Origin of the sequence: Ereboglobus sp. PH5-5, assembly GCF_029504805.1 — a bacterium.
GTDB lineage: Bacteria > Verrucomicrobiota > Verrucomicrobiia > Opitutales > Opitutaceae > Ereboglobus.
The window spans coordinates 1-25,456 of record NZ_JAQFIT010000024.1; the positions used below are offsets into that span (position 1 = coordinate 1).

Below are 25,456 nucleotides of genomic sequence, written 5' to 3' on the forward strand. Positions count from 1 at the left end.
CACTCCCATCTCACCAACACCATACAAAAAAAAAAAACAAAAAAAAACAACAAACAAAACAACCATCATTCTTGTTTGGGCGCGCCTCCAAAACCCCCCCCCCCCCCCACCACCTCGAAGAGTGAAAAGCGAAGGGTGAAAAATGAAACACAAACCACTCAGCCCACTCAACGTCCGCATCACTCGCCTGCGTCCGATTTTCACCCTTCACCCTTCACCCTTCACTCTTCCCTCGACGAGGCCCTCCGCCTCGGCCAGGGCTCCTGCTTCCTCCTCACCGACGACAACAAAATCATCACCTGGCTCTCGACCACCCGCACCGATTCCGCCACGGGAGAGACATTTCCCGAACTCGATCCCAAGGACTTCTCGATCAACTCCCCCCGCGGATGGTGCCCCGCCTGTCGCGGCCACGGACGCATCTATCCATGGATGCTCGCGCTCGACAAACAGCAAAACGACACGCAGGAAAACCGCGACATCGCGCTCCAACTCCGCGCCTACGGCATCTCCGACTCGGACGACATAAGCGACCACGGCCAGCCCTGCCCCGGATGCCACGGCGAACGCCTCAACCGCATAGCCCGCGCAGTGAAGCTGCACTTCACCGCACGGAATAGTGAATTGAGAATGGTGAAGAGTGAAAAAAAGACAGCCCAATCAAAGAAAACCACCCGTTTTCCGAAGTCCGATTTTCACTCTTCACCATTCACTCTTCACCATTCCTCACTTTCCCTCCCCGCGCTCCTGCGCCTCACGCCGGGCGCGCTCCTCGCGCAACTTCGCCAGCTTGATCAAACCGACGCCCGCACCCGCGCCATCACGCAGGACATCCTCCCGCAAATCGAGGAGCGACTCCGATTCCTCGACCACGTCGGCCTCGGCTACCTCACGCTCGACCGCCCCACCGAGACGCTCAGCGGCGGCGAGTCGCAACGCATTCGCCTCGCCGCGCAACTCGGCAGCAACCTCAGCGGCGTGCTCTACGTGCTCGACGAACCCAGCATAGGATTGCACGCCCGCGACAACGACCGCCTGATCGAAACGCTCGAAACCCTCCGCGCCAAAGGCAACACGCTGCTCGTGGTCGAGCACGACGACGAACTCATGCGCCACGCCGACCGCATCATTGACCTCGGCCCCGCGGCGGGCATCCACGGCGGCGAGCTCCTTGCCAGCGGCACGCCGGAGGAAATCCGCCAAACCCCCTCCTCCATCACCGGTCTCTTCCTCAAAAAAGGCATCAAGCACCCCCTCCGCGGCGCCTACCGCTCGCTCCCGGCATGATCGCCGTGTTCTAAAAAACTCAAAAACACACAACTCCGTTCCAGGCGGACGGTTGGCGGACTGTCACTGTCGCGCGTCCGCCACCCAGCATTGGTTTACGCAACCCGATCGTGGTAATCCCCTGCCCCGTCAAATCATGTAAAAAATCTCCGTCACTTTTTTATCGGACTTGCGTCTTTTGCAATGCGACCGGCATTTTCAGCCGGTCGCATTGTTTAACGACAGCCCGCATCACCACTTTCCCTCACCTAAAAAACACGCACGCACCACGCGCTTTTTCAAACATGGCAAAATCCAGCAAGCCCTTCGGTAAAATCATCGTCCTTCTAATCCTCGCCGCAGGCGCCGCCTATGGCGTCTATTACTGGAAAAAAGCCGACGCCAAACCGCCCGAAATCTCGACCACCGCCGTCACCCGGGGCAGCATCATCCAAAGCATCACCGCCACCGGCGTGCTGCAGGCGCCCACCAGCGTTGACGTCTCCTCGCAGATTTCCGGCAAGGTCATCGCGCGCAATGTCGATTACAACGACCACGTGAAGGAAGGCGACGTCCTCTGCCTCATCGACCCCGCCACCTACAAATCCAAACTCCTTCAATCCGAGGCCCAACTCGCCAACACCAAGGCCAGTCACACCCTCACGCGGCTCAACACCGAGCGCACCCGCGAGCTCTTCCAGCAAAACCTCGTCTCGCAAGCCGACCTCGACCAGGCCAACGCCCAGCTCGCACAGGCCGACGCCCAGCTCAAAATCCAGGAGGCAAATGTCGAAACCGCCCGCCTCGACCTCGAACGCTGCACAATCACCTCGCCCATCACCGGCATCGTCCTCGACCGCCAGACCGACGTGGGCAAAACCGTCGCCGCCAGCCTCAACGCCCCCACCCTTTTCACCCTCATCAACGACCTCACGAAATTGGAAATCAGCGCCGACGTTTCCGAGGCCGACATCGGCGGCATCGCCGACGACCAGGAAGTGCTCTTCACCGTCGACGCCTATCCCGGCCGCCAATTCCGCGGCAAGGTTTCCCAAATCCGCAACCTCCCGAAAACCTCCCAGTCCGTCGTCGTCTATTCGACAATCATCGACGTGGACAACCGCGACCTCCGCCTCAAGCCGGGCATGACGGCAAACGTCAACATCATCACCGCCCGTCGTGACAACGTCCTCGTAATCGCAAACTCCGCGCTCCGCGCCCGCATCCCCGAAAAACTCGTCCCCGCAGGCGCCGCCACGACGGGACAATCCGCCGGCAAAAAGAAATCCGATCAGTCAGGCGACGCCTCAAAACGTAGCAAGCGCGGCGGCAGCAACCGCGAGCAAATGCGCGCGCTCTTTCAGGACGCCGGCATCACCATGGGCCAGCCCGCCACCACCGAGGCCATTGAAAAACTCAAGGCCCTCGCCGCCGAGCGCAACATAACGCTCAGCGATCGCATGCTCTCCAACTTGGAGCGCCGCAGCGGCTCCGGCGGAAGCCCGACCGTCACCCAGCGCACTGTTTACCGCATCGCCACGCCATTGCCCGACCTCAAGCTCGAGGCCGTCAACGCCCGTTTCGGCATCAGCGACGGCTCCAGCACCGAAATCATAGACGGCCTCGCCGAGGGCGAGGAAATCATCACCAGCGTTTACATCCCCGGCACCACCAGCACAACCGCATCCTCCTCCAACTCCACGCCCTTCGGCGGCGGCCCGAGATTCCGGTAACCGCCGCCATCGCGGCGGAAGTTGGAAGAGTGAAGGGTGAAAAAATGAAAGACAAACCATCCCAACCATCAACCGCCACACCACGCCAAAGCCCGTTTTTCACTCTTCACCCTTCACGCTTCACTCTTCTTCCTCCATGCAACCCGTTGTAAAACTCATCGACATCCGCAAGACCTACACCACCGGCGAAATCGCGGTCCACGCCGTGCGCGGGGTCACGCTCGACATTTACCCGGGGGAATTCGTCGCGCTCATGGGCGCGTCCGGCTCCGGCAAATCGACCCTCATGAACACGCTCGGCTGCCTCGACCGCCCCACCTCGGGCGAGTATTACCTCGACGGCGTCAACGTCGCCAACCTTGACCGCGACGACCGGGCCGACATCCGCAATCACAAACTCGGTTTCGTATTCCAAGGCTTCAACCTCCTCGCCCGCACCAGCGCCGTCGAAAACGTCGAACTGCCCATGCTCTACCAGCGCAACCGCACCTCGTCGAAGGAGATGCGCCAGCGCGCCATGGAGGCGCTCGAAATCGTCGGCCTCGCCCAGCGCGCCGACCATCATCCCAGCCAGCTCTCCGGCGGCCAGCAGCAACGCGTCGCCATCGCGCGCGCCCTCGTCAACCGCCCCCAAGTCATCCTCGCGGACGAACCCACCGGCAACCTCGACACCAAGACCTCCGTCGAAGTCATGGGCGTTTTTCAAAAACTCAACGATCAGGGCATCACGATCCTCATGGTCACGCACGAACTCGACATCGCGCGTTACTGCAAGCGCAACCTCATCCTCCGCGACGGCAAACTCGTCAGCGACGTCCAAGTCGAGACCCGCATGAATTCCGAAGCCGAGCTCCGCAAACTCGCCGAAGCCGAGGCACAGGCGAAACTGACGGGAGATGAATGAACACCCGCCCGACCAGTCCGATCCGACAAATAAGGCACATCCAAAATTAGACCCGTCATGAGAATTTTCAGCACCATCGTCATCGCCCTCCGCGCGCTTCGGCGCAACCTCATGCGCTCCATGCTCACCGCGCTCGGCATGATCATCGGCGTCGGCGCCGTCATCACCGTCGTCGCCATGGGCAGCGGCACCAAGGCGCAAGTCGAGGCGCAAATCGCCGGCCTCGGCGACAACCTCATCACGGTCATCCCCGGCGTTCTCACCACCGGCGGCGTGCGCGGCGGATGGAGCAGCGCGAGTTCCCTCACCATCGAGGACACCATCGCCATCAAGCAGGAAATCGCCGGCGTCACCGGCACCAGCCCCGAAACCCGCGACCGCGTGCAAGTCATCGCCGGCGGTCTCAACTGGAACACCTCCGCGCAAGGCGTCTCCGCCGACTACGCCGCCATTCGCTCTTGGTCCGTCGCGGAAGGCGATTTTTTCAGCGAGCAGGATTTGCGCACCAATGCCAAGGTCTGCGTCATCGGCAAAACCGTCGCCGACCAGCTTTACCCCGGGCTCGATCCCGTCGGCCAAAACATCCGCGCGCGCAACATTCCGCTGCGCATCGTCGGCGTCATGGCAAGCAAGGGCTTCAACGCCTACGGCCAGGATCAGGACGACTTCATCATGGTTCCCTACACCACCGCGATGAAACGCATCATCCGCCGCGACCGCATAAACCAAATCATGATTCAGGCCGCCAGCGCCGACATCCTCGACCGCGTGCAAGCCGAGGTCGGCGACCTCCTCCAACAACGCCGCGGCGGGCGCGACCCCGATTACACCGTTCGCAACCAAGAGGAAATTGCCAAGGCCCGCAACGCCACCAACGAATCCCTCTCGTGGCTGCTCACCGGCATCGCGCTCGTCTCGCTGCTCGTCGGCGGCATCGGCATCATGAACATCATGCTCGTCTCCGTGACCGAGCGCACCCGCGAAATCGGCATCCGGCTCGCCATCGGCGCGCACGGCAAGGACGTGCTCCTGCAATTCCTCACCGAGGCGATCGTGCTGAGCGTGCTCGGCGGCGGCATCGGCATCGCCTGCGGCATCGGCGCCTCGCAATTCCTCGCGCACTACAAGGGCTGGCTCATGGTAATCCCGACCGAGTGGGTGGCGTTCTCCTTCCTCATCAGCGCGGGCGTCGGCATCGCCTTCGGATTTTTCCCCGCCATGAAAGCCGCCCAGCTCGACCCCATCGACGCGCTTCGTTACGAGTGACCTGATTGTGGATTTTGGATTTTAAAAACCCGCGCGAGCTGGTTTGATCCGAGCTTCGTCATGCTTTTTTCATCGCATCGGCGCGGCAGCGCCCCAATCCAAAATCGAGAATCCAAAATCCCAAATTCAATGCACCGTCGCCGCTTCATCAAAACCCTCGCAGCCACCGGCGCCGCCGCCGCGGCGATCCCGCAAATCCTGCGCGCGCAACCCGCCGCCCGCGCCGCCGCGAACTCGCGTCTCGCCATCGGCGTCATCGGCACCGGAGGCCAGGGTCTCAACATCATGGGCCAGGCCCTCGCCAGCCCGCTCGCGCAAGTGGTCGCCGTGTGCGATGTTGACAGCACGCACGCCGAAAACGGACGCGCCCGCGTCGAAAAAGCCTATTCCGAAAATTCACCCGCCGGCGGCTGGCGCGGCTGCGCCGTTTACCGCGACTACCGCGAACTCCTCGCGCGCCCCGACATCGACGCCGTGCTCATCGGCAGCCCCGACCACTGGCACGCCCTCCACACCATCCACGCCGCCCGCGCCGGAAAACACATCTTCTGCGAAAAACCCGCCGCCACCACGCTCGACGAATCCCGCGCCATGATCAACGCCGTCGCCCGCGCCGGCGTCGCCTGTCAGATCGGCTCCATGCAACGCTCCTGGGCCGAGTTCCAGCGCGCCATCGCCCTCGCGCGCGGCGGTTATCTTGGCAAAATCACCTCAGTCAAAGTCGGCCTCCCCGCCGGGGCCACGCTCCCCAAGAACCCCGACGCCCCGCGCCCGCAACCCGTCCCGCCCGAGCTCGACTACGAACTCTGGCTCGGCCCCGCGCCCTACCGCCCCTATTTCGAGCAAGGCACGCATTATTTCTGGCGGCACAACTTCGCATTCTCCGGCGGACGCCTCACCGACTGGATCGGCCACCACCACGACATCGCCATGCTCGCCACCGGCGGCGAAAACCAGCTCCCCGTCGCCATCCGCAACGCCCGCGCCACCTTCATCGAAGGCCGCGCGCTCTTCAACACCGCCTGGACCTACAACTTCGACGCCCACTACGCCAACGGCATCGTCATCAACCTCTGTGACAAAAACCGCCTCGGCATCACGATCGAGGGCACCGAAGGCACGATTCACGTCACACGCGGACGCATCACGCACAGCACGCCCCTCCTCGAACGCGTCATCATTCCCCCGTGGAAAAATCCCCTCGCCCGCGGCGTGCGCGGCCACATGGACAACTTCATCGACTGCGCGCTCCACGGCGGCGAACCCCGATGCCCCGTCATCAGCTCGCACGCGGCGGTCGGCGCCGGCATTCTCGCCAACGCCGCCTTCCGCTCCGGCCGGGCCAGCCTCGACATCGACCTAAAAACCGAGCGCGCCATCAACGCCCCCGACGCCAACGCCTTCCTCAAAAAAGTTTACCGCGCCCCGTGGGCCTTCCCCGCCTAAAAAATCCTCGGCTCATCAGTCCTACCTGTCCCATCGGCCATATCCCGTCCCATTAGTCCCATTTTCTAAAAATGAAACACCGCCTCCCCCGCGCCCTCCTACTTTCGCTCTTTACCCTTCACGCTTCACTCTTTCTCCCGGCGAAGCCGGGAGAACAATTTCCGCCACTCACCCCGCAGGAAACATCCGCCATCTCCTTTGCCGCGCCCGAAGCCGCCCGCGCCAAGCCGCAACGCCCGCGCAAGCTCCTCGTCTTTTACCGCACCGAGGGTTTTGTCCACAAATCGATCCCCAACGCCAACCACGCGCTCAAGCTCATGGGCGAGCGCACCGGCGCCTACACCGTCACCCTCAGCGACGACATGGCGCAATTCGAGCCCGCCGCGCTCGCCGCCTACGACGCCGTCGTCTTCAACAACACCAGCCGGCTCAAGTTCGAAAACCCCGTCCACCGCCGGGCGCTTCTCGACTTCGTGCGCAACGGCAAGGGCATGATCGGCATCCATGCCGGCTCCGACAACTTCCCCACGTGGCCCGAGGGCCAGGCGCTCATGGGCGGCGTTTTCCACAGCCACCCCTGGGTCGCGAGGGACACCGTCGCCGTGAAAAACGACGACCCCGGCCACATCCTCAACACCGCCTTTGAAAAACGTGGCTTCTGGATCACCGAGGAAATCTACCAGCACGTCGGCCCCTACAGCCGCGAAAAACAGCGCGTCCTCCTCAGCCTCGACATGAGCCGCGAGGAAAACAAACGCCCCGCCAACAAAATCGTCCGCGACGACAACGATTTCGGAATCAGTTGGCTCAAAACCGAGGGCAAAGGCCGCGTCTTCTACACCTCGCTCGGCCACAACAAAAATATCTTCGAGGTTCCGCAAATCCTCCAGCACCTCCTCGACGGCATCCAATACGCCTTGGGTGACCTCGAAGCCGACGCCATCCCCAGCGCGAAACTCAAAACCCAACCCAAGCCCGCCCTCGCGCCGGACATCAAAATCCCGCTCCAAACCCTGACGGCCCTCCCTTCGCTCAAATCTCTCGCCGCCTACGAAGTCGGCGACCCGCTCGCCCCCCTGCTCGCCTACGAAAAGCACATCCGCGAGCAAACCCCCGAACAACGCGCCGCCATCGAGAAACAGCTCATCGCCCTCATCTCCGAGCCCAAAACAACTCTCGCCGCCAAGCGCGTTTTCCTAAACTGGCTCGGCTGGATCGGCACCGAAGAATCCGTTTTTCTACGTTGGCACGACACCGGAGACCTCGCCTCCACTATCAAAAACCCCGACCTCGCCCACGCCGCTATCACCGCGATTGCCGCAATCAACATAGATGAAGCCAATGGCGAACTTCTCGCGATTATTGGGAGCGCCGCCACCGTTCCTGAGACTCGCATCGAAGCCCTCAACGCCCTCGGCCAGCGCCGTTTCACCAGCATGGGCACAATCGTCTCGGACGAATACCTCGATGTAACTCCAGCCATTAACGCCGCCGCCTTCGAAGCCATCGGCAACACAGGTGCAGCCCCCGAGAATTTCAGTGACCACAACGCAATATCTCAATACTTTGCCCAAGAGCGTCCCCTTCCTGAAATTCGCGCTCTTCTCGCCTGCGTCGAAAATACGCTGCGCCGAGCCCCCGCCGGACAAGCCGACGCAATGCGCGCGCAAGCCATAAAAATCTACGCCGGAATTCTCAGCGTGACCACCGACCCCGTCGCCCGAGTCGAAACCGCCCAAGCCCTCGTCACCCTCGACCCCGTCAACCCCGCGCTCTTCCAATTCGCCATCGACACCGATCCTCGCCTGACCAACACCATCGCCACCGGCATGGCCGCATCGGGCAACAGCGACGCCATCAAAATCCTGACCTCACGCATCGCCGACATCCCCGCCGACACCCTGTCCCGAATGATGCGCGCGCTCGTCACCAACCCGTCGCCCGTCGCGCTTCCGCTCATCGACCTTGTGCTCGCCTCCGATAATTCCGACGTGCAACTCGCCGCCATCACCGCCGCAGGAGCTTGTGGCGACAACACCACCGTCGCAAAACTGTCCCCCTTCATCGCCTCCGAAAACAAGGACATCTCCGCAGCCGCCTTCACCGCCCTCACCCAACTCCCCGATTGCAACGGCAAAACCAATTCCGCACTCCGCATTCCGCACTCCGCATTTTCTAAACGTCTTCTCATTCTCGCCCAACGGCAGGAATATGGCATGTTCAGGTTTGCCCTCGCCGACACCGCATCCGACGACAACGACCTTCGTGCCGCCGCCTTCGAAGCCGTCGCACTTCTCGTGCGCGAGGGCGATTTTCCGCAAATCCTCGAACTCGCAGCCAACATCAAGCGCCCCGCCGACCGACGCGAGTGGACGAAGGCGCTCTACACCAGCGCCGCCATTCATCCCGCGCCCGCCGAAGCGGTCTCGCTCATCGAAAAACAACTCAACGCCGCCAAGCCCGCCGATCGCCCCCCGCTCATTGCCGCGCTCACCATGATCGACGCGCCCGAGGCCAAGTCCGTGCTCCACGCCATGCTCACCTCGCCCGACATCGACGCGCGCAAGGAAACCATTCGCGCCCTTAGCAGCGCGCGCGGCGAAACCGCCTACGAACTCCTCCTCGAGCGCATCACCGCCGCCCCCAGTGAATCCGAGCGCCTCCTCGCCCAGCGCGGCGCAATCGACACCGTCGATCACCTCGCAATCCCCGCCAACGACAAGGTCAAGGCCTACCGCAAACTTTGGAAAACCGCCCAAACGCAGGAAGCCAGGGACGCAATCATCGCCGCCGTCAAAAACCTAGGAAACAGCAGCGCCAAAAAATTTCTGAAGGAAATTTCCCAAAACGAAAAATAACACCATTTGCGAATAAGATTTATTCTTTTCGGGCAAAAGACGGAGAGGCGGACGGAATATTGCGAAGCACGCGCGATGAAACCAACACCGCGAGGCGAAGCCGCGCGCATGTCCCCGAGGCGGGCGGAAGAAACCCGTCAAGGCGGCCCGCCCGTCACTTTGCATTGGTTTTTCCCCGCGTTTTCCGCAAGCTGCCCCCACATCAACACAGCACACCGTGCACGCATCGCCACTCACAGCCCTCAGCACGCGCATCCGCAAACACGCGCTCGGACGCCTCAACTTCGCCGACTCCGGCGCCGACGTCCCCGCGGAGCAGCGACTCGCCGCGTGCAAAACATTCCTGCGCCTCGAAAACGCCATGATGCGCATGCGCCACGAGGCGGGCGAATCCGGCGTCGCCGTCGCCCACGCGCGCGCCGCCACGATCGACGTCATGCTCGCGCACCTTTTTGATTACGCCATCGCGGCATGGAAACGCAGCCGCCCCGGCACCCCCGCGCCGGAGGTCGCCCTCGTCGCGCTCGGCGGTTACGGACGCGCCCAGCTCAGCCCGCTGAGCGACATCGACATCATGTTCCTTTACCCCTCGAACGCCCGTCTCGACGACCTCAAGGACTTCCAGCAGCACCTCGTCGATGAAATCCTCTACACCCTTTGGGATTGCGGCCTGAAAGTCGGCCACTCGTCGCGCACCACCGACGACGCCTTTGCCGAGGCCCGCGCCGACATCCAGACAAAAACCGCCCTGCTCGAGGCCCGCTTCATCGCCGGCTCCGACATTCTTTTCGAAAACTTCTTCACCGCCTACGAGAATTTCTACCGCAACGAGGGCACGCTCTCCTACATCGCCTCCCGTCTCAAAAACCAGACCATCCGCCGCGCCAAATACGGCGACACCGTTTTCCTTCAGGAACCCGACATCAAAAACGGCGTCGGCGGACTCCGCGACTTCCACTCGGTCCTCTGGCTCGCCCACGTCAAACTCGGCCTGCGCAACGTCAACGACCTCGTCGACGAAGGTTACCTGCGGCGCAACCAGCTCCGCGACTTCAAGCGCGCCTACGATTTCCTCATGCGCGTGCGCAACGAGCTCCACTTCAACTCCCGGCACCCCACCGACCTCCTCGACCTCGAACAACAACCCCGCATCGCCCTCGGCCTCGGTTACGCCAACCACGACGAGCTCGCCCGCGTCGAGCAGTTCATGCACGATTATTACCGCGCCGCGCAAACCATCTACCGCGTCGCCAAATACATCGAGCACCGCCTCTCGCTCACCGCCGACCCCATCAAAACCGGCGCGACCGCCGGCCCCTCCCCCGCCCTTTCGCTCCGCGACTCGCTCCGCCTCACCCGCCACCAAAAAACGCAGCATGTCGACGGCTTCATTCAGCGCGGCAACGAGCTCACCGCCGGGCACCCCGGCGTCTTTCGCGAGAGCCCCGAGCGCCTCATCCGCGTCTTTCGTTACGCCCAGCAACTCGGCATCCAGCCCGACTTCACCCTCCAAACCCTCATTCGCGACAACCTGCCCCTGATCAACCGCCGCGTCATCAACTCGCCCGACTGCGCCGCCAGCTTCCGCGCCATCATGCACACCGTCGGCAACGTCCACCCCACCCTCGCCCTCATGCACGAGCTCGGAGTCCTCGGACGCTACCTCCCCGAATTCGACACCCTCACCTGCCTCGTCCAGCACGAATACTACCACCGCTACACCGCCGACATCCACACCCTCAACGCCATCCGCGAACTCGACCGCATCTTCCTGCGCGAGGAGGATTTCACCGGCAAATACCTCACCGCCCTCCACGAAACCCCCGCCCCCTCGCTCCTCTACCTCATCCTTCTCTTGCACGACATCGGCAAGGCCGACGGCGTCAAGGGCCACGCCGAAAACGGCGCGCTCATGGCCGGCCCCGTCCTCGAACGATTGCAAGTGGACGCCTCGCTCCGCCCTACGATTATATTCATCGTCAAAAACCACCTCGCCATGGCGCGCTTCTGGCAGAAACGCGACGTTGACGACCCTCAAACCGCCGCCGCCTTTGCCGGGGCCGTCCAGACCGCCGACAACCTCCGCTATCTCTACGTGCACACCTTCTGCGACTCGCGCAGCACCAGCGCCGAACTCTGGAACGGCTACAAAGACGCGCTCCACACCACCCTCTACCGGGCCACGAGCGAACGCCTGATGCACGACACCGCCGCCATCGCCGCCCGCAACTCGGAACGCAAGCAAATGAAGCTCAAGCAGCTCCTCTCCGAAAAAATCCCGGGCATCCCCGACGACGAAATCAACGAGCACTTCAACCGCCTTCCCGAACGCTATTTCATCCAGTCCGACACCGCCGAAATCGCGCTCCATGTGCGCATGGTCAACCAGCTCCTCAATTCGACCAGCGCCGCCGAATCCCCCGCACCCCTCCGCCCCGTCATCGAATGGCGCAACGACCTCAACCGCGCCTTCACCATCGTCAACGTCGTCACCCGGGACCGTGCCGGGCTCTTCTACAAACTTGCCGGCGCCCTCAGCGTCGCCGGCGTCAACATCCTCGGCGCCAAGGTCACCTCCCGCACCGACCGCGTCGCGATCGACACCTTCTACATCACCGAGCCCGGCGGCGGGGTCGTGCAAAACCAGGCCGCGCGGGATATCTTTGCCAAAAACGTCGACCAAGCCTTCGGCGCCAACCGCGACCTCTATCCCGACATCCTTGCGCAAGCCAAGCGCGTCGCCCCGCACGCCGCCCTCGTCGGCAGCCTCCAAAACACCTTCCCTCCCCTCATCGACGTTTACAACGAACGCTCGATGCAACGCACCATCGTGGAAATCCAGGCCCGCGACCAAATCGGCCTGCTCTACCTTCTGGCCAAGGCAATTTCCGATCACGGCTTCGGCATCACCTTTGCGCGCATCGGCACCGAGCGCGGCATTGCCATCGACACCTTCTACATTAAAAACACCAGCCGCGAAACCGCCATCGAAGCCCCCCGCCTCAAAGCCCTCCGCGACAAGCTGGAAAAAGTGATTATCCCACCGGAAACGCCTCCCTCCGGCCCGGCCTGACAGCGCATGACGCCGCACTCGTTTCTACTCGCCACCCACTGCCCGTTACTCGCTACTTTTTTCCACCGCCCATTGCCGCGTCCAAAAATGCCGCGAGCGCGGGATCGGGCGCGGGCGGTTGCTTCCAGCCGAGGACAAGCCGGCTCTCGGGCGCGTGCCCGGTGAGCGCGTGAAACACCACGTCCTTCGGCAACGGCCCCGCCTCTGATGGCGTGATGAAGGTCACGCCAATGCCGGCGCGCACCAGGCCGATTCCGTTGGCGCGGGGCCAGACCTCCTCGACGATTTTCGGCGTCACGCCCGCCTGTGAACACGCCGCGATGATGCGGTCGTAAAACCCGGGGTTGTTCGCCCTCGGAAACAACACAAACGGCACCGCCGCGAGATCGCGCAGCCGGAGCAGTTTCTTTTTTCCGAGCGCGTGCCCCGCGGGAAGCAGGATGCCGTTGCGCTCGCGCAAAAGCATGTGCGTGCGAATGCCCGGCGAGGGCGCGCCGCTTGTGTTCGGATGAAAAAAACCGCACCCCAGCTCGCCCACCTGCAACGCGGCAAGCTGGGCGCTCGTGGGCATTTCGTTCAACTCAAGCCGGATGCCGGGATAACGCCGGTTGAACTCGCGCAAAATATCCGGCAGCACCGTCGCCATCGCCAGCCCCGTGAACGCCACGCGCACATGCCCCGTCTCGCCCGCCGCCAGCGAGCGCAGCTCCCGCCCCGCCGCATTGAGCGAGCGCAGCACCGGCTCGATGCGCGCGGCGAAGGCGCGCCCCGCCGGCGTCAGCTCGACGCGGCGGCGCGTGCGCGCGAAGAGTTTCGCGCCCAGCGCCTCCTCGAGGTGCGCGATCTGGCGGCTGAGCGCGGGCTGAGCGACATTGAGCGCCTCGGCGGCCTTGCGAAAATGAAGCCGGCGCGCGACTTCGAGAAAATAGACGAGGTGGCGCAGATCGTAGGGAAACTGATACTCGGCGGGCATCAATCACGACAAAATGAGTATTTTTTGATATTGCAAGAATCTGCTATCCTGCGTCGCAATTTATTCGTTTTTTCCGCGTATTTTTAACACAAATCCGATTCTGCACATTATGCCAAAAACACTGTTCCAAAAAGTCTGGGAGGCGCACGCCGTGCGCAAGCTCTCGAGCGGCCACACCCAGCTCCTCGTCGACACGCACCTGCTGCACGAAGTCACCAGCCCGCAGGCGTTCGGCATGTTGCGCGACCTCAACCTGAAGGTCGCCATGCCCCACCGCACTTTCGCGACCGTCGATCACATCATCCCGACCAATCCCGGCGCGTGCGAACCCTTCGCCGACCCGCTCGCGCAGGCCATGATGGACGCCATCCGCAAAAACTGCCAGGACAACGGCATCGTGTTTTTTGACCGCGCCACCGGCAAGCAGGGCGTCATCCACATCATCGCCCCCGAGCAGGGCATCACGCAGCCCGGCATGACCATCGCCTGCGGCGACTCGCACACCTCCACGCACGGCGCGTTCGGCGCGATCTCGTTTGGCATCGGCACCACGCAAATCCGCGACATCCTCGCCACGCAAACCATGGCCATCTCGCCACTCAAGGTGCGCCGCGTCGAGGTCAACGGAAAACTCGGACGGGGCGTTTACGCGAAGGACGTGATCCTGCACATCATCCGCACGCTCGGCGTCAACGGCGGCACCGGCTACGCCTACGAATTCGCGGGCGAGGTGCTCGACAACATGTCGATGGAGGAGCGCATGACCGTGTGCAACATGTCCATCGAGGGCGGCGCGCGCGTCGGCTACGTCAATCCCGACGAAACCACGTTCGCCTATCTCAAGGACCGCCCCTACGCCCCCAAGGGCGCGGCGTGGGACGAGGCCGTCGCCCGCTGGAAAGCCTGCGCGTCCGATCCCGGTTGCGCCTACGACGACGTTGTCAAAATCGACGCCGCCGACATCGCTCCCACCGTCACCTGGGGCATCAATCCCGCCGAGGGCATCTCTATCAACGAAAACATCCCCGATCCCGCGACCGCGGCTACCGCCGAGGAAAAGGCGGAAATCGAGGAGGCGCTCGCCTACATGAAATTCACGCCCGGCGCGCCCATCAAGGGCACCAAGATCGACGTCGCGTTTCTCGGCTCCTGCACCAACGGACGCCTCACCGATTTCCAAGAGGTCGCCAGGCACATCAAGGGCAAAAAAGTCGCGCCCGGCATCCGCGCGCTGGCCGTTCCCGGATCGCAAGGCGTCGCGGCGATCTGCCGCGAGCTCGGCCTCGACCAAGTCTTCAAGGACGCCGGCTTTGAATGGCGCGACGCCGGCTGCTCGATGTGCCTGGCAATGAATCCCGACAAACTCGTCGGCGATCAAGTCAGCGCCAGCTCCTCGAACCGCAACTTCAAGGGCCGCCAGGGCAGCCCGACCGGACGCACCATCCTGATGAGCCCGTTGATGGTGGCCGCCGCCGCCATCGCCGGCCACGTCGCCGACGCGCGGGAAGTTTTCCCCGAAGCGAACAACTAACCGCATCTGCATCCGACAAATCGGTCTGACCGGGCCGATCCGGCCGATCCGAAGTCCACATTCCGCATTCCGAAATCCGCATTCCACATTCCACCATGTCCCTCGCAAAAATCACCCAAGTCACCGGCCGCGCCGTTCACGTGCCCGGCAACGACATCGACACCGACCGCATCATTCCCGCGCGTTTCATGAAATGCGTCAGCTTCGACGGCCTTGGCCAGTATCTGTTTTACGACGTGCGCCACACGCCCGACGACAAACTCACCGGCCACCCGATCGACAAACCCGGGCACAAAGGCGCGACGATCATGCTCTCCGGCGCCAATTTCGGCTGCGGCAGCTCGCGCGAACACGCGCCGCAAGCCATCCACAAGGCCGGATTCCGCGCAATCATCGCGGAGAACTTCGCCGAGATCTTTTTTGGCAACAGCACCACGCTCGGCATCCCCTGCGTGAACGCAAAACATGAGGACATCGCCAGGGTCGCCGCCGCAATCGAGGCCAACCCGCAGCTCGAGGTGACGGTTGATGTCGAGCGCCTCGAAGTGCGTTTCGGCGATCAAAAAATCCCGGTCACAATGCGCGAAAGCGCGCGCGAGGGCCTGGTTGCGGGCCGCTGGGATGCGATTGGCGAACTCCTTGAAGCCAGGGAGGCAACCGCCGCGCTCGCCGCGAAATTCCCCCACATGGCCGCCTCGTGAGCGGCGCTCCGGAAGCGCCGGCCCCCGGCCCGGCCCCCCCGCGCGCGTTAATTTTCTGGAACACTGCCCCGCTTTGGGAAGTCATCAACGCACTTCCGAAACATGCCCGCGCGCACCGGCTCCCCGCCAAAACTGCGGCGCGGACATGTTTTTCTCCGCCCTGCGGCACACGCCTCAAACAAAGAAATTACAACTCAACTAGAAAGTTTGCTCGCAACTTTTCAATAAGCCGACACTTCTAGGCAATTCGTCTAAATGAAACCGACTCTCCCGCGCACACTTGTTTTCGCTCTATTTGTTGGCACCGGACTCTTGGTGCACGCCCAGGATAAAACGCCTGTCACGCCCGTTGAATACCTGCGGCCGATGAAAAACAGCTTCTCGATCGGCGTCCGCATGATCGGCGGCGCCAAGGTCACCTTCGGAGGCAACCTCGGGGCAACCCCGTTTGCCGTGTCCCGAGATAGAGTCAACGCCGGCGGATACAACAACGGCACGATCTCCGCGGACGACAAGGATGCCGCCAACGGGGATCGCCCGGCCTATTCGGATAACACATGCGTCAAGTGGAACAGCATACCCGGTGGCGTCGAGGGCCGTTATTACACCATCATACTGGATAGCGACGGCGAGGCCGTTCGCGACGCAAATGGCGATGTGGTCATCACGGGCAATTATGTCTATTACAACAAAGACGACACCAATTGGAATCACTACACAAGAAACTGGTCCTACTCGGGCGACAGCGGCCAGTTAAGGGACAACCCCGACAATTCCAACTACCAGCAAATTGGCATGAGCGCCTTCTCCTCGCGGGGCTCCACGGACACGGTCACTGCGGAGGATCGCAGAAATCCCGGCGTCGAACTCTCGATGGGACGCGTCATCCAACGCTTCAAACATTTCGAATGGGGCATCGGCGTCAGCTTCGCCGTCTCCGAATTTAATGCCAAAACCCGCCAGTCCGTGAACGTAAAACTCGATTACATAACGGATTGGTATGATATTTATACCACCGGTGACAAATTTGACGGCACGCCGACAAAAGGCAAACTCAAGACACATAACGACGCCTCCAGTTTCCCCAATATTTTTGTCCCCACGGAAAGTGATGACGAATACCAAGACTTAAAATATACCTACACGGACAGCAATGGCAGTGAAGTTTCTGGCTACACCGCCCTGGAGACAACAAACCCCATCGGCAACACCATCGCTGCCACCGAGCAATCCGATTTGAGTGATCCCGACGGGGATAAATTAATGGACGGCACGGCCGACGGCTACTGGCAGGTCAAGGGCGTGTATTACATGCTGCGCCTCGGCCCGATGGTGCGCATTCCGATCGGCAAACGCTTCTCGGCCTATCTCAGCGGTGGATACATGGCCGCCTATGTGGGCTCCAAATTCCGCTACGAGGAAAACGTAAACGTCCCCTATGGCTCAAGCTCGATAAGCACCGCCTACACGGAAACTTACGCAAACGGATATTCGCATACCATAGATACCAAGAACAACCAGAAATACCTCGGCGGTTTTTATTTCGATGCGAACCTTGAATGGTGGACGAGCACGCGCACCGGCTTTTATGCCGGTGTGGCATACGAACGCCTGAATTCATACAAACAGGATCTGCACGGACGCAACGCCAACATTAAAATGGACAATGGCCTCGGCTTCCGCTTCGGCATCATCACGCGATTCTAATATTTGACTGGCATTTTTGGTAGGGCGAAGCCTCAGGCTGAGCCGAAATTTTTCAGGCGCCGTGATGCCTCGAATCCCGTGCCGTTCTCTCCGGCTCACCCTGAGAGTTCGCCCTACCTGTAGATCAAAAACTTTTCGCGGCGCTTCATGAACTCGTCCCGATCACCCTTCCAGAGCGCGCGGATTTCGGCGAGCGGCTTGCCCGCCTTGATCGCCTCGAGCGTCGGTTTGTGGAGGAGCAGGCGGCTGACTTTATCGACGGGAAATTGCTCCGGATACATCTGGTAAAGCGTCCTCGCCAGAACGATTCCAATATCGACCGAATTGTAAGCCTGCAAATCGGTGAGCATGATGTAAACGCCGCCGCAATCCGCGCCCTTGTGGATGCTCGCGGTCGGTGTGAAACGGATGGGCGCGAAACGCACGCCGGGCAATCCCTCCGCGTTGAGTTTTTCCGCAAACGCGAGCTCGTCGATGTAGGGCGCGCCAACCTGCTCGAAGGGCGTGTCGGTGCCGCGTCCCACGGACAGCGAAAATTCCACCAACCCCACGCCCGGATAGAGCGCGGCTTGTTTCAGGTTGCGCATGTTGGGCGAGGGATTTGTCCAGGGCTGCCCCGTTTGGTCAAACCACAGGGCGCGCGTCCAATTTTCCACTTGGATGACGGTCAGTTTCGCGCCGAGATTTTTTTCGGCGTTATACATTTTCGCCAATTCGCCCACGGTCATTCCGTGCCGCAACGGCACGCGGAAGAAACCCACAAATGTCGGCGGCTCGGCCAGCACCGGGCCCTCCACGGCGGCGCCGTTGATCGGGTTCAGTCGGTCGAGGATGAAAATTTCCTTTCCGTTTTCCGCCGCCGCCTCGATGGCCAGGCCCATCGTGGACGCGTAGGTGTAGAACCGGCAGCCGATGTCCTGAATGTCGAACACCAGCGCGTCGATGCCTTCGAGGTGTTCGGGCAGGGGTTTGCGCCGCTTGCCGAGGTAGAGGCTGTAAACGGGCAAGCCGGTTTTGGTGTCGCGCCCGTCTTCTATTTTGCTCACGTCGTGCTCGCCGCGAATGCCGTGCTCGGGGCCGAAGAGCGCCACGAGATTCACACCGGGCGCGTTTTTGAGCAGGTCGATGGTCGGGTTGCGCTCGCGGTCGTGCCCGGTGTGATTGGTTATCAGGCCGAGGCGTTTGCCCTTGATCGGCGCGAAGTCGTTTTTCACGAGCACGTCGATGCCGTTCAAAACCTTCGCGCGGGAAGCGGCGCGCTTGGTCGCGAGAACCGGGGCTTCGATTCGCGCCGTCAAATCCTTGTCCGCGGGCACGCCCGGCACGCCGGCGAAATTGAAGTCGCCCACGATTTCCGCCGCGAGCGTGCCGAGGCGCGAAAAGAGCGGCACGATGTTTCCCTTGCGGGTGGGGTGGGTGCGGCTGGAGAGGAAAATATAGAATGTGCGCGAGTGGGGATCGATCCACAAAATCGTGCCCGTGAAACCGGTGTGCCCGAAGGAGCCGAACGGAAAAATCTTTCCGCGCGGGCGGCTGTAACCGCTGGCGATGTCCCAGCCCAGCGCGCGCGGCGGCAGGTCGCCGGAGGTCTGCACGCTGGTCATTAGCCTGACCGTCTCGGGCTTGAAAATGCGCGCGCCGTCAAGCTCGCCCTCGTTGAGCAGCATCCGCGCGTAACGCGCCAAGTCCGCCGCGGTGGAGAACAGTCCCGCGTGCCCGGCGACGCCGCCCATCTTTCGCGCTGTCGGATCGTGGACGACGCCGCGCCACGGTTTTTTGTCTTGAACGACTTCCGTCGGCGCGATGCGCGGCAGTTTTTCCGGCGCGGGAAGGTAGCCGGTGTCGGCCATTTTTAGCGGCGCGAAAATTTCGCGCGCGGCAAATTCGGACAACGGCGTTCCGCTGACGCGGCGGACAATTTCGCCGAGCATAAAAAAGTTGATGTCGCTGTAACGAAACGCCGCGCCCGGCGGCGTGCGCGGGATTTCCGCGCATGCCTTTTCGATCGCGGCCGCGGCGCCGCTCCAGTCCGATTTTGTTTCGATGCCGGAACGCAGGCCGGAGGTGTGCGTCATCAATTGCCGGACGGTTATCCGCTCCTTGCCCTCCCCCGCGAACTCGGGGATGTAGGTGCGCACGGGCTCGTCGAGTTTGATTTGCCCGCGCTCCAAGAGCAGCATGACGGACGGCGTGCACGCCACGACTTTCGTGAGCGAGGCGAGGTCGAAAATCGTGTCCTCGGTCATCGTTTCCTCCGCCGGAACCAGCGCGCGTTTTCCGAATGCCGAATGAAAACGCTCGCCGTTGTGCTCGACCCACAACACCGCGCCCGGACAGTGCCCTTGCGCAATGGCGTCGTTAATGAAGGCCTGCATTTCGGCGAGTTTCTCCGGTCGCAGCGCCGGTGTTCGAGGCGCTGCTTGCGACGACGCGCACAAACAGAGGCAAAGGGAGCAGAAGAGGAAAACGAGGGTGTGTTTGAGGTTCATAAGAATTTGTGCGGAATGTTTAGTCATGTGACATCGGCATTAAGGTTGGTTTTTGAGGTTTCCCAAAATCCCCAACGGGGATTCATAACTGAGCCCAGGGTCGCCGAGGAACGAGGCCACCCTGGGTATCTGGCAAAAATAATATTCAACCCCAACGGGGTTGCACAGCCACGGCGTCCAAAAAATTGTGCAACCCCGTTGGGGTTGAATATATGAATAAACCGAATTCCCGGGGTAGCCTCGTTCCTCGGCAACCCCGGGCTAAGTTGTGGAAGCCCTTCGGGCTTCTCTTGCGGCAATTCGATCATGACTGAATACCTGAGTTCATTGCGCGCCGTTCTTCTCCCGGAGTCGTTTGACCGTGTGGGCGGAGGGGGAGACGGTTTTGCGGCGGGATTCGGGCCAGGCGCTCATTTCCTCGAGCGACTCGAACAGCGCGTGGCACGCGGTTTCGTAATCGACGCCGGCCAGTTCGCTGACCAGGCGGATGCTCCGGTCGATCAGCTTCTTGTTCGATGCGTCAACGTGCGCCATCCAGTTTCCGCTGAGCCGTCCGAGTTTGCCCATCGTCGCCGTGGAGACGTTGTTCAACGCCAGCTTGACGGCGAGGTGCGCGAAAATTTCCAGGGGCGATTCGGGCATGTCCGCCTCGATGAAACAAATTTCGTCCAGCGGATTCGAGGCGGGGTGGCGCGTGCCGATCAGGATGGCGGCGCGGCGTTCGAAACCGGCGGCGGCGCACTCGAACGCCTGATGCCACTCGTCGCGTTTTTCGAGGTGCGCCATTTCCGCGCCCGCCAGAAAGGCGATGGCGGCGTTCGGGCGGACGGCGGTTCGCGACGTGTCCGGCTCGCAACCGATGCGGTAGGTCGCCAAACGCTCGCGGTCGATTTTCGGCGGGTTCTCGATGATGCGCTCGGCGGCGCCCATCGCGCGATAATCGTCGGGCGTCCACGTGATGCAGTTTGGTTCATGTCCGAGGAGTCGCCGCCATGCCGAGTCCGCGTCGCGAAGCGGCTCTTTCACATAGGCCCACGAAACGGGGTCGTCCGGCTCGAGCGTCGAGCGAAACGGCGGCACCTTGAATGTCGGCGAGCGCTCCGTCGTGTCGGTGAAAATGTCGAGCATGTATTCGTCGGGAAAATACGTGATGAGTCCCGACTTGGCGTAAATGTCCCGCTCGAAATCGACCCAGGCGGCCATGGCGCGAATATTTTCCGGCGAGCGTATTTGCCGGAGAAGTTGACGGAAACGCGCGGCCCCTTGCTCGGGCGCGGCGCCCGACGGAAAAATCGCCCGCACGACAAGCTCGGGCAATCGTCCGGGGAGGAAGTCGGCGAGCGCGGCCTCAAATGCCAGCCCGGCGATGAGCAGCTCGATGGTCGTCGCCTGCATTCGCGTCGAACCGGCGACCGCCATCGGCCCCGTCGCCAGGTCGATGATGTTGACGCGCGCGTCGGTGATCACGGCCCGCGAACGCTCGACTTTTCGGACGAGCAACTCGGCGGGATTGTTGAACATAAAATGCGCGCGCGATCCGGCGGCCAGCGCGCCGTGAATCGTGCCGATGACCGACGAGGTTTCGCCGCCTTCGCTGATGGCCACCAGGCAGTCGTTCGGCCCCATGCCGGCGTCTTGCGCCTGTCGTTGCCCGAAGGAAATATAGTCCTCGAAGGATTCGACGGAGCGGATCAGCGCGTAGTCGCCGCCGGTCATGATCGCCTGCGTTTGCGCAAGGAGCGTCGTGAAAAAATCGCGCTGCTCCGGGAAACGGGCCGCCGCGTTCGCGCAGAATTTTCGGTGCGCCGCGTCCAGCAAAATTGCGAGCCGACCGGTGGCGCCGCAGCCGCTGAAAACAATCCGTCCGCCGCGTTGGAGTGTGTCGAGGATGTCGGCGCGCAACTTCGCGAATTCCTTCGAGGCGAGAACACGATCGACGACGGGCGGGATGTCGTCGTCAACGCGCAGCAGCATTTCGATTCCGTCCGCCGTGTTTTTTTCGAGCGTTTGCGAAAGTGTTCGCGTGATCGGATGCGATTGCTCCGTGAGCATTTCGCCGAGGTGAAACGCGGTTTCGTTTTTCAAGAAATGTTCCGCCGCGAGGCGGGTGGATTCGGTGGGCATGTTTTTTGATATTTTCTAATTTTTAGACCACGGATTACACGGATTATCACGGATAAATACCGTAGGGGCGTCGCTTGCGACGCCCGGTTTGTCATCCGTGCAGATCCGTGCAATCCGTGGTCATGTTTTCATGTATTATTCAGTGATAATTTTATTCTTTCAGCCGGTCTTTTTTAAACGTGAACAACAGCGCGCAGAGCACGCAGACGCCGCCGATAATCCAGGCGACCGAGACGATCCGGAACGCCAGCGCGATGCCGTCGCCGGTTCCGTAAAGCCGCCCGAAATATCCGAACAGCGTCGGGGCAAACGAGCCGATGCTCATCGCCGCCAGAAGCATCAACGCGACAACCATCGCGCGGAGTTTCGGCGGCACGACATCGAAAATCGCGGCGTGGGTGTTCGTTTCGTAGAGGCCGCGGAAAAGGCCGAAGAGAAACAAAATCACCCAAAGCGTTTGCGGCGACCCGACGCTTCCGATGAGAAAAATCATCGGCACGCCGAGAAACATGACCGTGGTTTGCAGGACGAGGCGAAACGATTTCCAGCGGCGCACCAAGGCGTCGGTCAGGAAACCGCCGACGATCACGCCGATCCACGCCGCCGCGAAGTGCATGAACATGCCGTAGCCCCGCGCCTCCATTTCCGAAACGCCGAAGCGCTCCTCGATGAAAATCGGCGCGAACGCAAGATAGGCGTTGTTCACGAACACCACTGCGATGAATCCGGCCGTCAGCAAAAGCACCGTCGGGATGCGGACGATCTGCCGCACCGCGCTCCAGAAAGGGATTTTCTCGGCAACCGGCGCGTTGCTCGGTTCGTCCGGTTGCGCGTCGGAGTCCGCGGGTTTGTCGCGCAGGCGAAATATCAGAATCGCGCCCATGACGATGCCGAGGCCGCCGAAGATGTAGAAGACCGAGCGCCAGCCAAACGCGGCGGCGATGGCCGTGCCGAGAAACCCGCTGATCATCGGCGCGATATAGACGGCGCTTTGATGAATGGACAGCGCGCGCGCCCGCGTCTCCTTGTGAAAGCTGGCGATCATGGCGGTCGATGACGGCCCGTAAAACGCCTCGCCGCCCGCGGTGGCGATGCTTCGGAAAATGAGAATGCCCACGAGCCCGGTCACCGTTCCCGTGACCATCGTCGCCGCGCTCCAAAAAATCAGGCTTATGGTGATGATCCATTTTTTGCTGCACCGGTCGCCGACGTAGCCCGCGACGGGAACCATCGCAGCCATCACGAAAAACAAAAGCTGGTGACTCAGCCCGATCTGGAGGTCGTCCAGGCCGAGGTCGATTTTTATGTTTTTTGTGAGGACGCCAAAAATCGCCCGGTCAATCTGGTGGAGAAAATACGTGCAAAACAGCAGGAGCATCAACTCCCACCGGTAATTCTTGGAAAGCGGCCGCGACGCGCGTGGCGAAGGCGAGGAAGGATGCGGGGCGGGGTTTTGTTGGTTATGTTGCATGAAAAGTTTTTTTAGAAAACGCGGCACGGGCGTCACCGCCTGTGCCGATGTTCGAGGGCATTCATTCGTCCGGGAACTCCGAGGGGAGTTAGCATTAAAAATCTCGATTGCGGGATTGTGGAAGAACAAAAACGCAAAATGCGATTAAACCGAGTTTGCCCGGCGCGAAAGCGAGAAGCGTTGTTACGCGGCGCGTTTGTTTTTGCGGACGATGATAACCATCACGGAAAGGATTATAATCGCGGCGGCGGCCAAAGTGCGGAGCGTCACGGGTTCGTCCAGAATCAGCCATCCGAGAAACACGGCGACGATCGGGTTCACATACGCGTAAGTGGACACACGCGCGGGCGTGCTGTGTGTGATGAGCCACGTGTAGGTGGAAAACGCGACAAGCGAACCAATCACGATCAAATAGAAAAGAGCGATCCATGAGCGCGCGCTGAACGCGCCGATATCAATCGAGGCCGGCTCGCCGCGAGCGAAAGCGGCGACCGCGAGCATGGCGCCGCCGCAAAGCATCTGCATGGCCGACGCGCTGGATGCCGGGGCGGGATTGCGAACATGACGCGAAAGAATCGACCCGGTTGCCCAAAAGACAGTCGAGCCAATGATGGCGACGACGCCTTTCAGCGGAAGCGCACCCTCATTACTGAAGTGCTCCCAGGGCGCGACCAGCACGATGATGCCGGCAAAGCCGATGACGAGCCCGGCAATCGTGTAAGGCCCCGGACGTCGCCCGCCGGGAAACACCCATTCGATGAGCACCATGCACATGGGCGAAAAGCCGATGAGCAGCGCGGTGATCCCCGAGGGGATGTATTGCTCGGCCCAGATGACAAGACCGTTGCCGCCGAGCAGCAGGAACGCGGCGATAAGCGCGTTGTCACGCCACTGCCGCGCCGTGGCCCGGGGCGCGCCGCGCAGTTTCACAAACGCAAACATGAGGACGCCCGCGACAAGAAACCTCACGCCGGCCATCGAAAGCGGCGGCATGGTTTCGACCCCGACGCGCATGGCGAGATACGTGCTGCCCCAGACGATATAAATCGTCAGAAACGCGGCGGCGAGCGCGAGAGTGCTTGCGGATTTGGCGGATGATGCGGACATGAATAGGCTACACGTTCAGGAATACGAAATGCGCGTGGCGCAAACCGCCAAGCTTATCCTGATGAGGAACAAACAGGCAAACCTGACAATTGCATAGAACACTAACCAAGCCGCCCAAAGTCCACAAAACAAACGGTAAAAGACCGGACGATGGACATGCATGCGCCAGTCCACGCGTGCCGAAACCCCCAACGCCCTCCCCTCTTGGCGAAGCGGGCGAATGAATACGCGCGGGTGGTGATCGCGGTTGCGGGACTTCCGCGCAATACCGCGATGGAGATTCAGGTGATTATTGGGGGCAAAGACTGAAAAAACGGAAAAATGCCTTGCGCTTCGCCCGCGCTAAGTTTTCGTAGCGCAACACCATTCTACTGGAGAGATGGCTGAGTGGTCGAAAGCGGCGCTTTGCTAAAGCGTTGTAGGGGTAATACCCTACCGGGGGTTCGAATCCCCCTCTCTCCGCCAGTTTATGCTGGCGAAAGATCAAAAACTTAAATTGTGGAATCTGTGATTGGATAAAGTTCGGGTTACGCAGTCGCATTTTGAGGTGTGGCGAACCGTCCCGGTGAGCCGAAACGATTCGCATGTCGTGGCGTTTTCAGTGAGCGCGTCCTGTCCGATCAAACAACACGGGGTGGAAGCCCGTGCTACCACTTACCAGAGTCTGCGGTAGCCGAGGTTTAGGGACCAGGGGCGTTCGTAGAACTGGGCTTTCGCATACTCGTAGTCGATGTAAACTTGGCTGATCGCGTCGATGCGGTAGCTCGTGCCCAGGCCGAACTCGACTCGCTTGCCGTCGTAGTTGGC

Annotated in this window: 15 protein-coding genes and 1 tRNA gene; 11 read left to right on the forward strand and 5 right to left on the reverse strand. The window is 61.5% G+C overall.

The window, feature by feature from the left end:
• Positions 1–135 precede the first annotated feature (135 nt).
• From M2103_RS12725 to glnD, 7 genes are all read left to right on the forward strand, one after another.
• Entirely contained in the window at positions 136–1,287 is a 1,152-nt protein-coding gene (locus M2103_RS12725) for a hypothetical protein (RefSeq protein WP_277511035.1), read from the forward strand.
• A 284-nt stretch (positions 1,288–1,571) separates the two neighbouring features.
• The gene (locus tag M2103_RS12730; protein ID WP_277511036.1) at positions 1,572–2,999 is read left to right on the forward strand and encodes an efflux RND transporter periplasmic adaptor subunit; all 1,428 of its coding nucleotides are present in this window, start codon (positions 1,572–1,574) and stop codon (positions 2,997–2,999) included.
• A gap of 136 nt (positions 3,000–3,135) precedes the next feature.
• Positions 3,136–3,903 carry an ABC transporter ATP-binding protein gene (locus M2103_RS12735; RefSeq protein ID WP_108823692.1) on the forward strand — a complete coding sequence of 256 codons (768 nt, stop codon included), beginning with the start codon at positions 3,136–3,138 and terminating at the stop codon, positions 3,901–3,903.
• Positions 3,904–3,960: 57 nt separating this feature from the next.
• Positions 3,961–5,169: an ABC transporter permease gene (locus M2103_RS12740; protein ID WP_277511038.1), complete on the forward strand. Its 1,209-nt coding sequence runs from the start codon at positions 3,961–3,963 to the stop codon at positions 5,167–5,169.
• Between the two features lie 129 nt (positions 5,170–5,298).
• Positions 5,299–6,615, forward strand: a complete 1,317-nt coding sequence (locus M2103_RS12745) for a Gfo/Idh/MocA family oxidoreductase (protein ID WP_345783560.1) — start codon at positions 5,299–5,301, stop codon at positions 6,613–6,615.
• Positions 6,616–6,686: 71 nt separating this feature from the next.
• On the forward strand, positions 6,687–9,473 hold the full coding sequence (locus M2103_RS12750; protein ID WP_277511041.1) for a ThuA domain-containing protein: 2,787 nt from the start codon (positions 6,687–6,689) through the stop codon (positions 9,471–9,473).
• Between the two features lie 217 nt (positions 9,474–9,690).
• Complete coding sequence (glnD, locus tag M2103_RS12755; protein WP_277511043.1) at positions 9,691–12,546, forward strand: [protein-PII] uridylyltransferase; 2,856 nt, start codon at positions 9,691–9,693, stop codon at positions 12,544–12,546.
• Between the two features lie 52 nt (positions 12,547–12,598).
• On the opposite strand, the gene M2103_RS12760 is transcribed toward glnD, so the two are convergent.
• Positions 12,599–13,519: a LysR family transcriptional regulator gene (locus M2103_RS12760; protein WP_277511044.1), complete on the reverse strand. Its 921-nt coding sequence runs from the start codon at positions 13,517–13,519 to the stop codon at positions 12,599–12,601.
• A 109-nt stretch (positions 13,520–13,628) separates the two neighbouring features.
• On the opposite strand from M2103_RS12760, the gene leuC reads away from it, so the two are divergent.
• From leuC to M2103_RS12775, 3 genes are all read left to right on the forward strand, one after another.
• Positions 13,629–15,050 (forward strand): 3-isopropylmalate dehydratase large subunit, encoded by a 1,422-nt coding sequence (leuC, locus tag M2103_RS12765; protein WP_277511045.1) that lies wholly within the window; start codon positions 13,629–13,631, stop codon positions 15,048–15,050.
• A gap of 95 nt (positions 15,051–15,145) precedes the next feature.
• The gene (gene leuD / locus M2103_RS12770) at positions 15,146–15,751 is read left to right on the forward strand and encodes a 3-isopropylmalate dehydratase small subunit (protein WP_277511046.1); all 606 of its coding nucleotides are present in this window, start codon (positions 15,146–15,148) and stop codon (positions 15,749–15,751) included.
• 255 nt (positions 15,752–16,006) lie between these two features.
• The gene (locus M2103_RS12775; protein WP_277511047.1) at positions 16,007–17,458 is read left to right on the forward strand and encodes a hypothetical protein; all 1,452 of its coding nucleotides are present in this window, start codon (positions 16,007–16,009) and stop codon (positions 17,456–17,458) included.
• Between the two features lie 113 nt (positions 17,459–17,571).
• On the opposite strand, the gene M2103_RS12780 is transcribed toward M2103_RS12775, so the two are convergent.
• From M2103_RS12780 to M2103_RS12795, 4 genes are all read right to left on the reverse strand, one after another.
• Complete coding sequence (locus M2103_RS12780) at positions 17,572–19,947, reverse strand: exo-beta-N-acetylmuramidase NamZ domain-containing protein (RefSeq protein ID WP_277511048.1); 2,376 nt, start codon at positions 19,945–19,947, stop codon at positions 17,572–17,574.
• A 324-nt stretch (positions 19,948–20,271) separates the two neighbouring features.
• Positions 20,272–22,071: a hypothetical protein gene (locus M2103_RS12785; protein WP_277511049.1), complete on the reverse strand. Its 1,800-nt coding sequence runs from the start codon at positions 22,069–22,071 to the stop codon at positions 20,272–20,274.
• Positions 22,072–22,222: 151 nt separating this feature from the next.
• Positions 22,223–23,542: an MFS transporter gene (locus M2103_RS12790; protein WP_277511050.1), complete on the reverse strand. Its 1,320-nt coding sequence runs from the start codon at positions 23,540–23,542 to the stop codon at positions 22,223–22,225.
• A gap of 183 nt (positions 23,543–23,725) precedes the next feature.
• Entirely contained in the window at positions 23,726–24,649 is a 924-nt protein-coding gene (locus M2103_RS12795; protein ID WP_277511051.1) for an EamA family transporter, read from the reverse strand.
• A 373-nt stretch (positions 24,650–25,022) separates the two neighbouring features.
• Between M2103_RS12795 and M2103_RS12800 the strand changes: the two genes are divergently transcribed.
• Positions 25,023–25,114, forward strand: a tRNA-Ser gene (locus M2103_RS12800).
• The last annotated feature ends 342 nt before the right edge of the window (positions 25,115–25,456 follow it).

Coding starts and splice junctions, on each gene's coding strand:
- M2103_RS12740 (WP_277511038.1), top strand. CDS start 3,961: ATGAGAATTTTCAGCACCATCGTCATCGCCCTCCGCGCGCTTCGGCGC.
- M2103_RS12780 (WP_277511048.1), bottom strand. CDS start 19,947: ATGAACCTCAAACACACCCTCGTTTTCCTCTTCTGCTCCCTTTGCCTC.
- leuD (WP_277511046.1), top strand. CDS start 15,146: ATGTCCCTCGCAAAAATCACCCAAGTCACCGGCCGCGCCGTTCACGTG.
- M2103_RS12795 (WP_277511051.1), bottom strand. CDS start 24,649: ATGTCCGCATCATCCGCCAAATCCGCAAGCACTCTCGCGCTCGCCGCC.
- M2103_RS12790 (WP_277511050.1), bottom strand. CDS start 23,542: ATGCAACATAACCAACAAAACCCCGCCCCGCATCCTTCCTCGCCTTCG.
- M2103_RS12785 (WP_277511049.1), bottom strand. CDS start 22,071: ATGCCCACCGAATCCACCCGCCTCGCGGCGGAACATTTCTTGAAAAAC.
- M2103_RS12760 (WP_277511044.1), bottom strand. CDS start 13,519: ATGCCCGCCGAGTATCAGTTTCCCTACGATCTGCGCCACCTCGTCTAT.
- M2103_RS12750 (WP_277511041.1), top strand. CDS start 6,687: ATGAAACACCGCCTCCCCCGCGCCCTCCTACTTTCGCTCTTTACCCTT.
- M2103_RS12730 (WP_277511036.1), top strand. CDS start 1,572: ATGGCAAAATCCAGCAAGCCCTTCGGTAAAATCATCGTCCTTCTAATC.
- M2103_RS12735 (WP_108823692.1), top strand. CDS start 3,136: ATGCAACCCGTTGTAAAACTCATCGACATCCGCAAGACCTACACCACC.
- leuC (WP_277511045.1), top strand. CDS start 13,629: ATGCCAAAAACACTGTTCCAAAAAGTCTGGGAGGCGCACGCCGTGCGC.
- M2103_RS12745 (WP_345783560.1), top strand. CDS start 5,299: ATGCACCGTCGCCGCTTCATCAAAACCCTCGCAGCCACCGGCGCCGCC.
- M2103_RS12775 (WP_277511047.1), top strand. CDS start 16,007: ATGAAACCGACTCTCCCGCGCACACTTGTTTTCGCTCTATTTGTTGGC.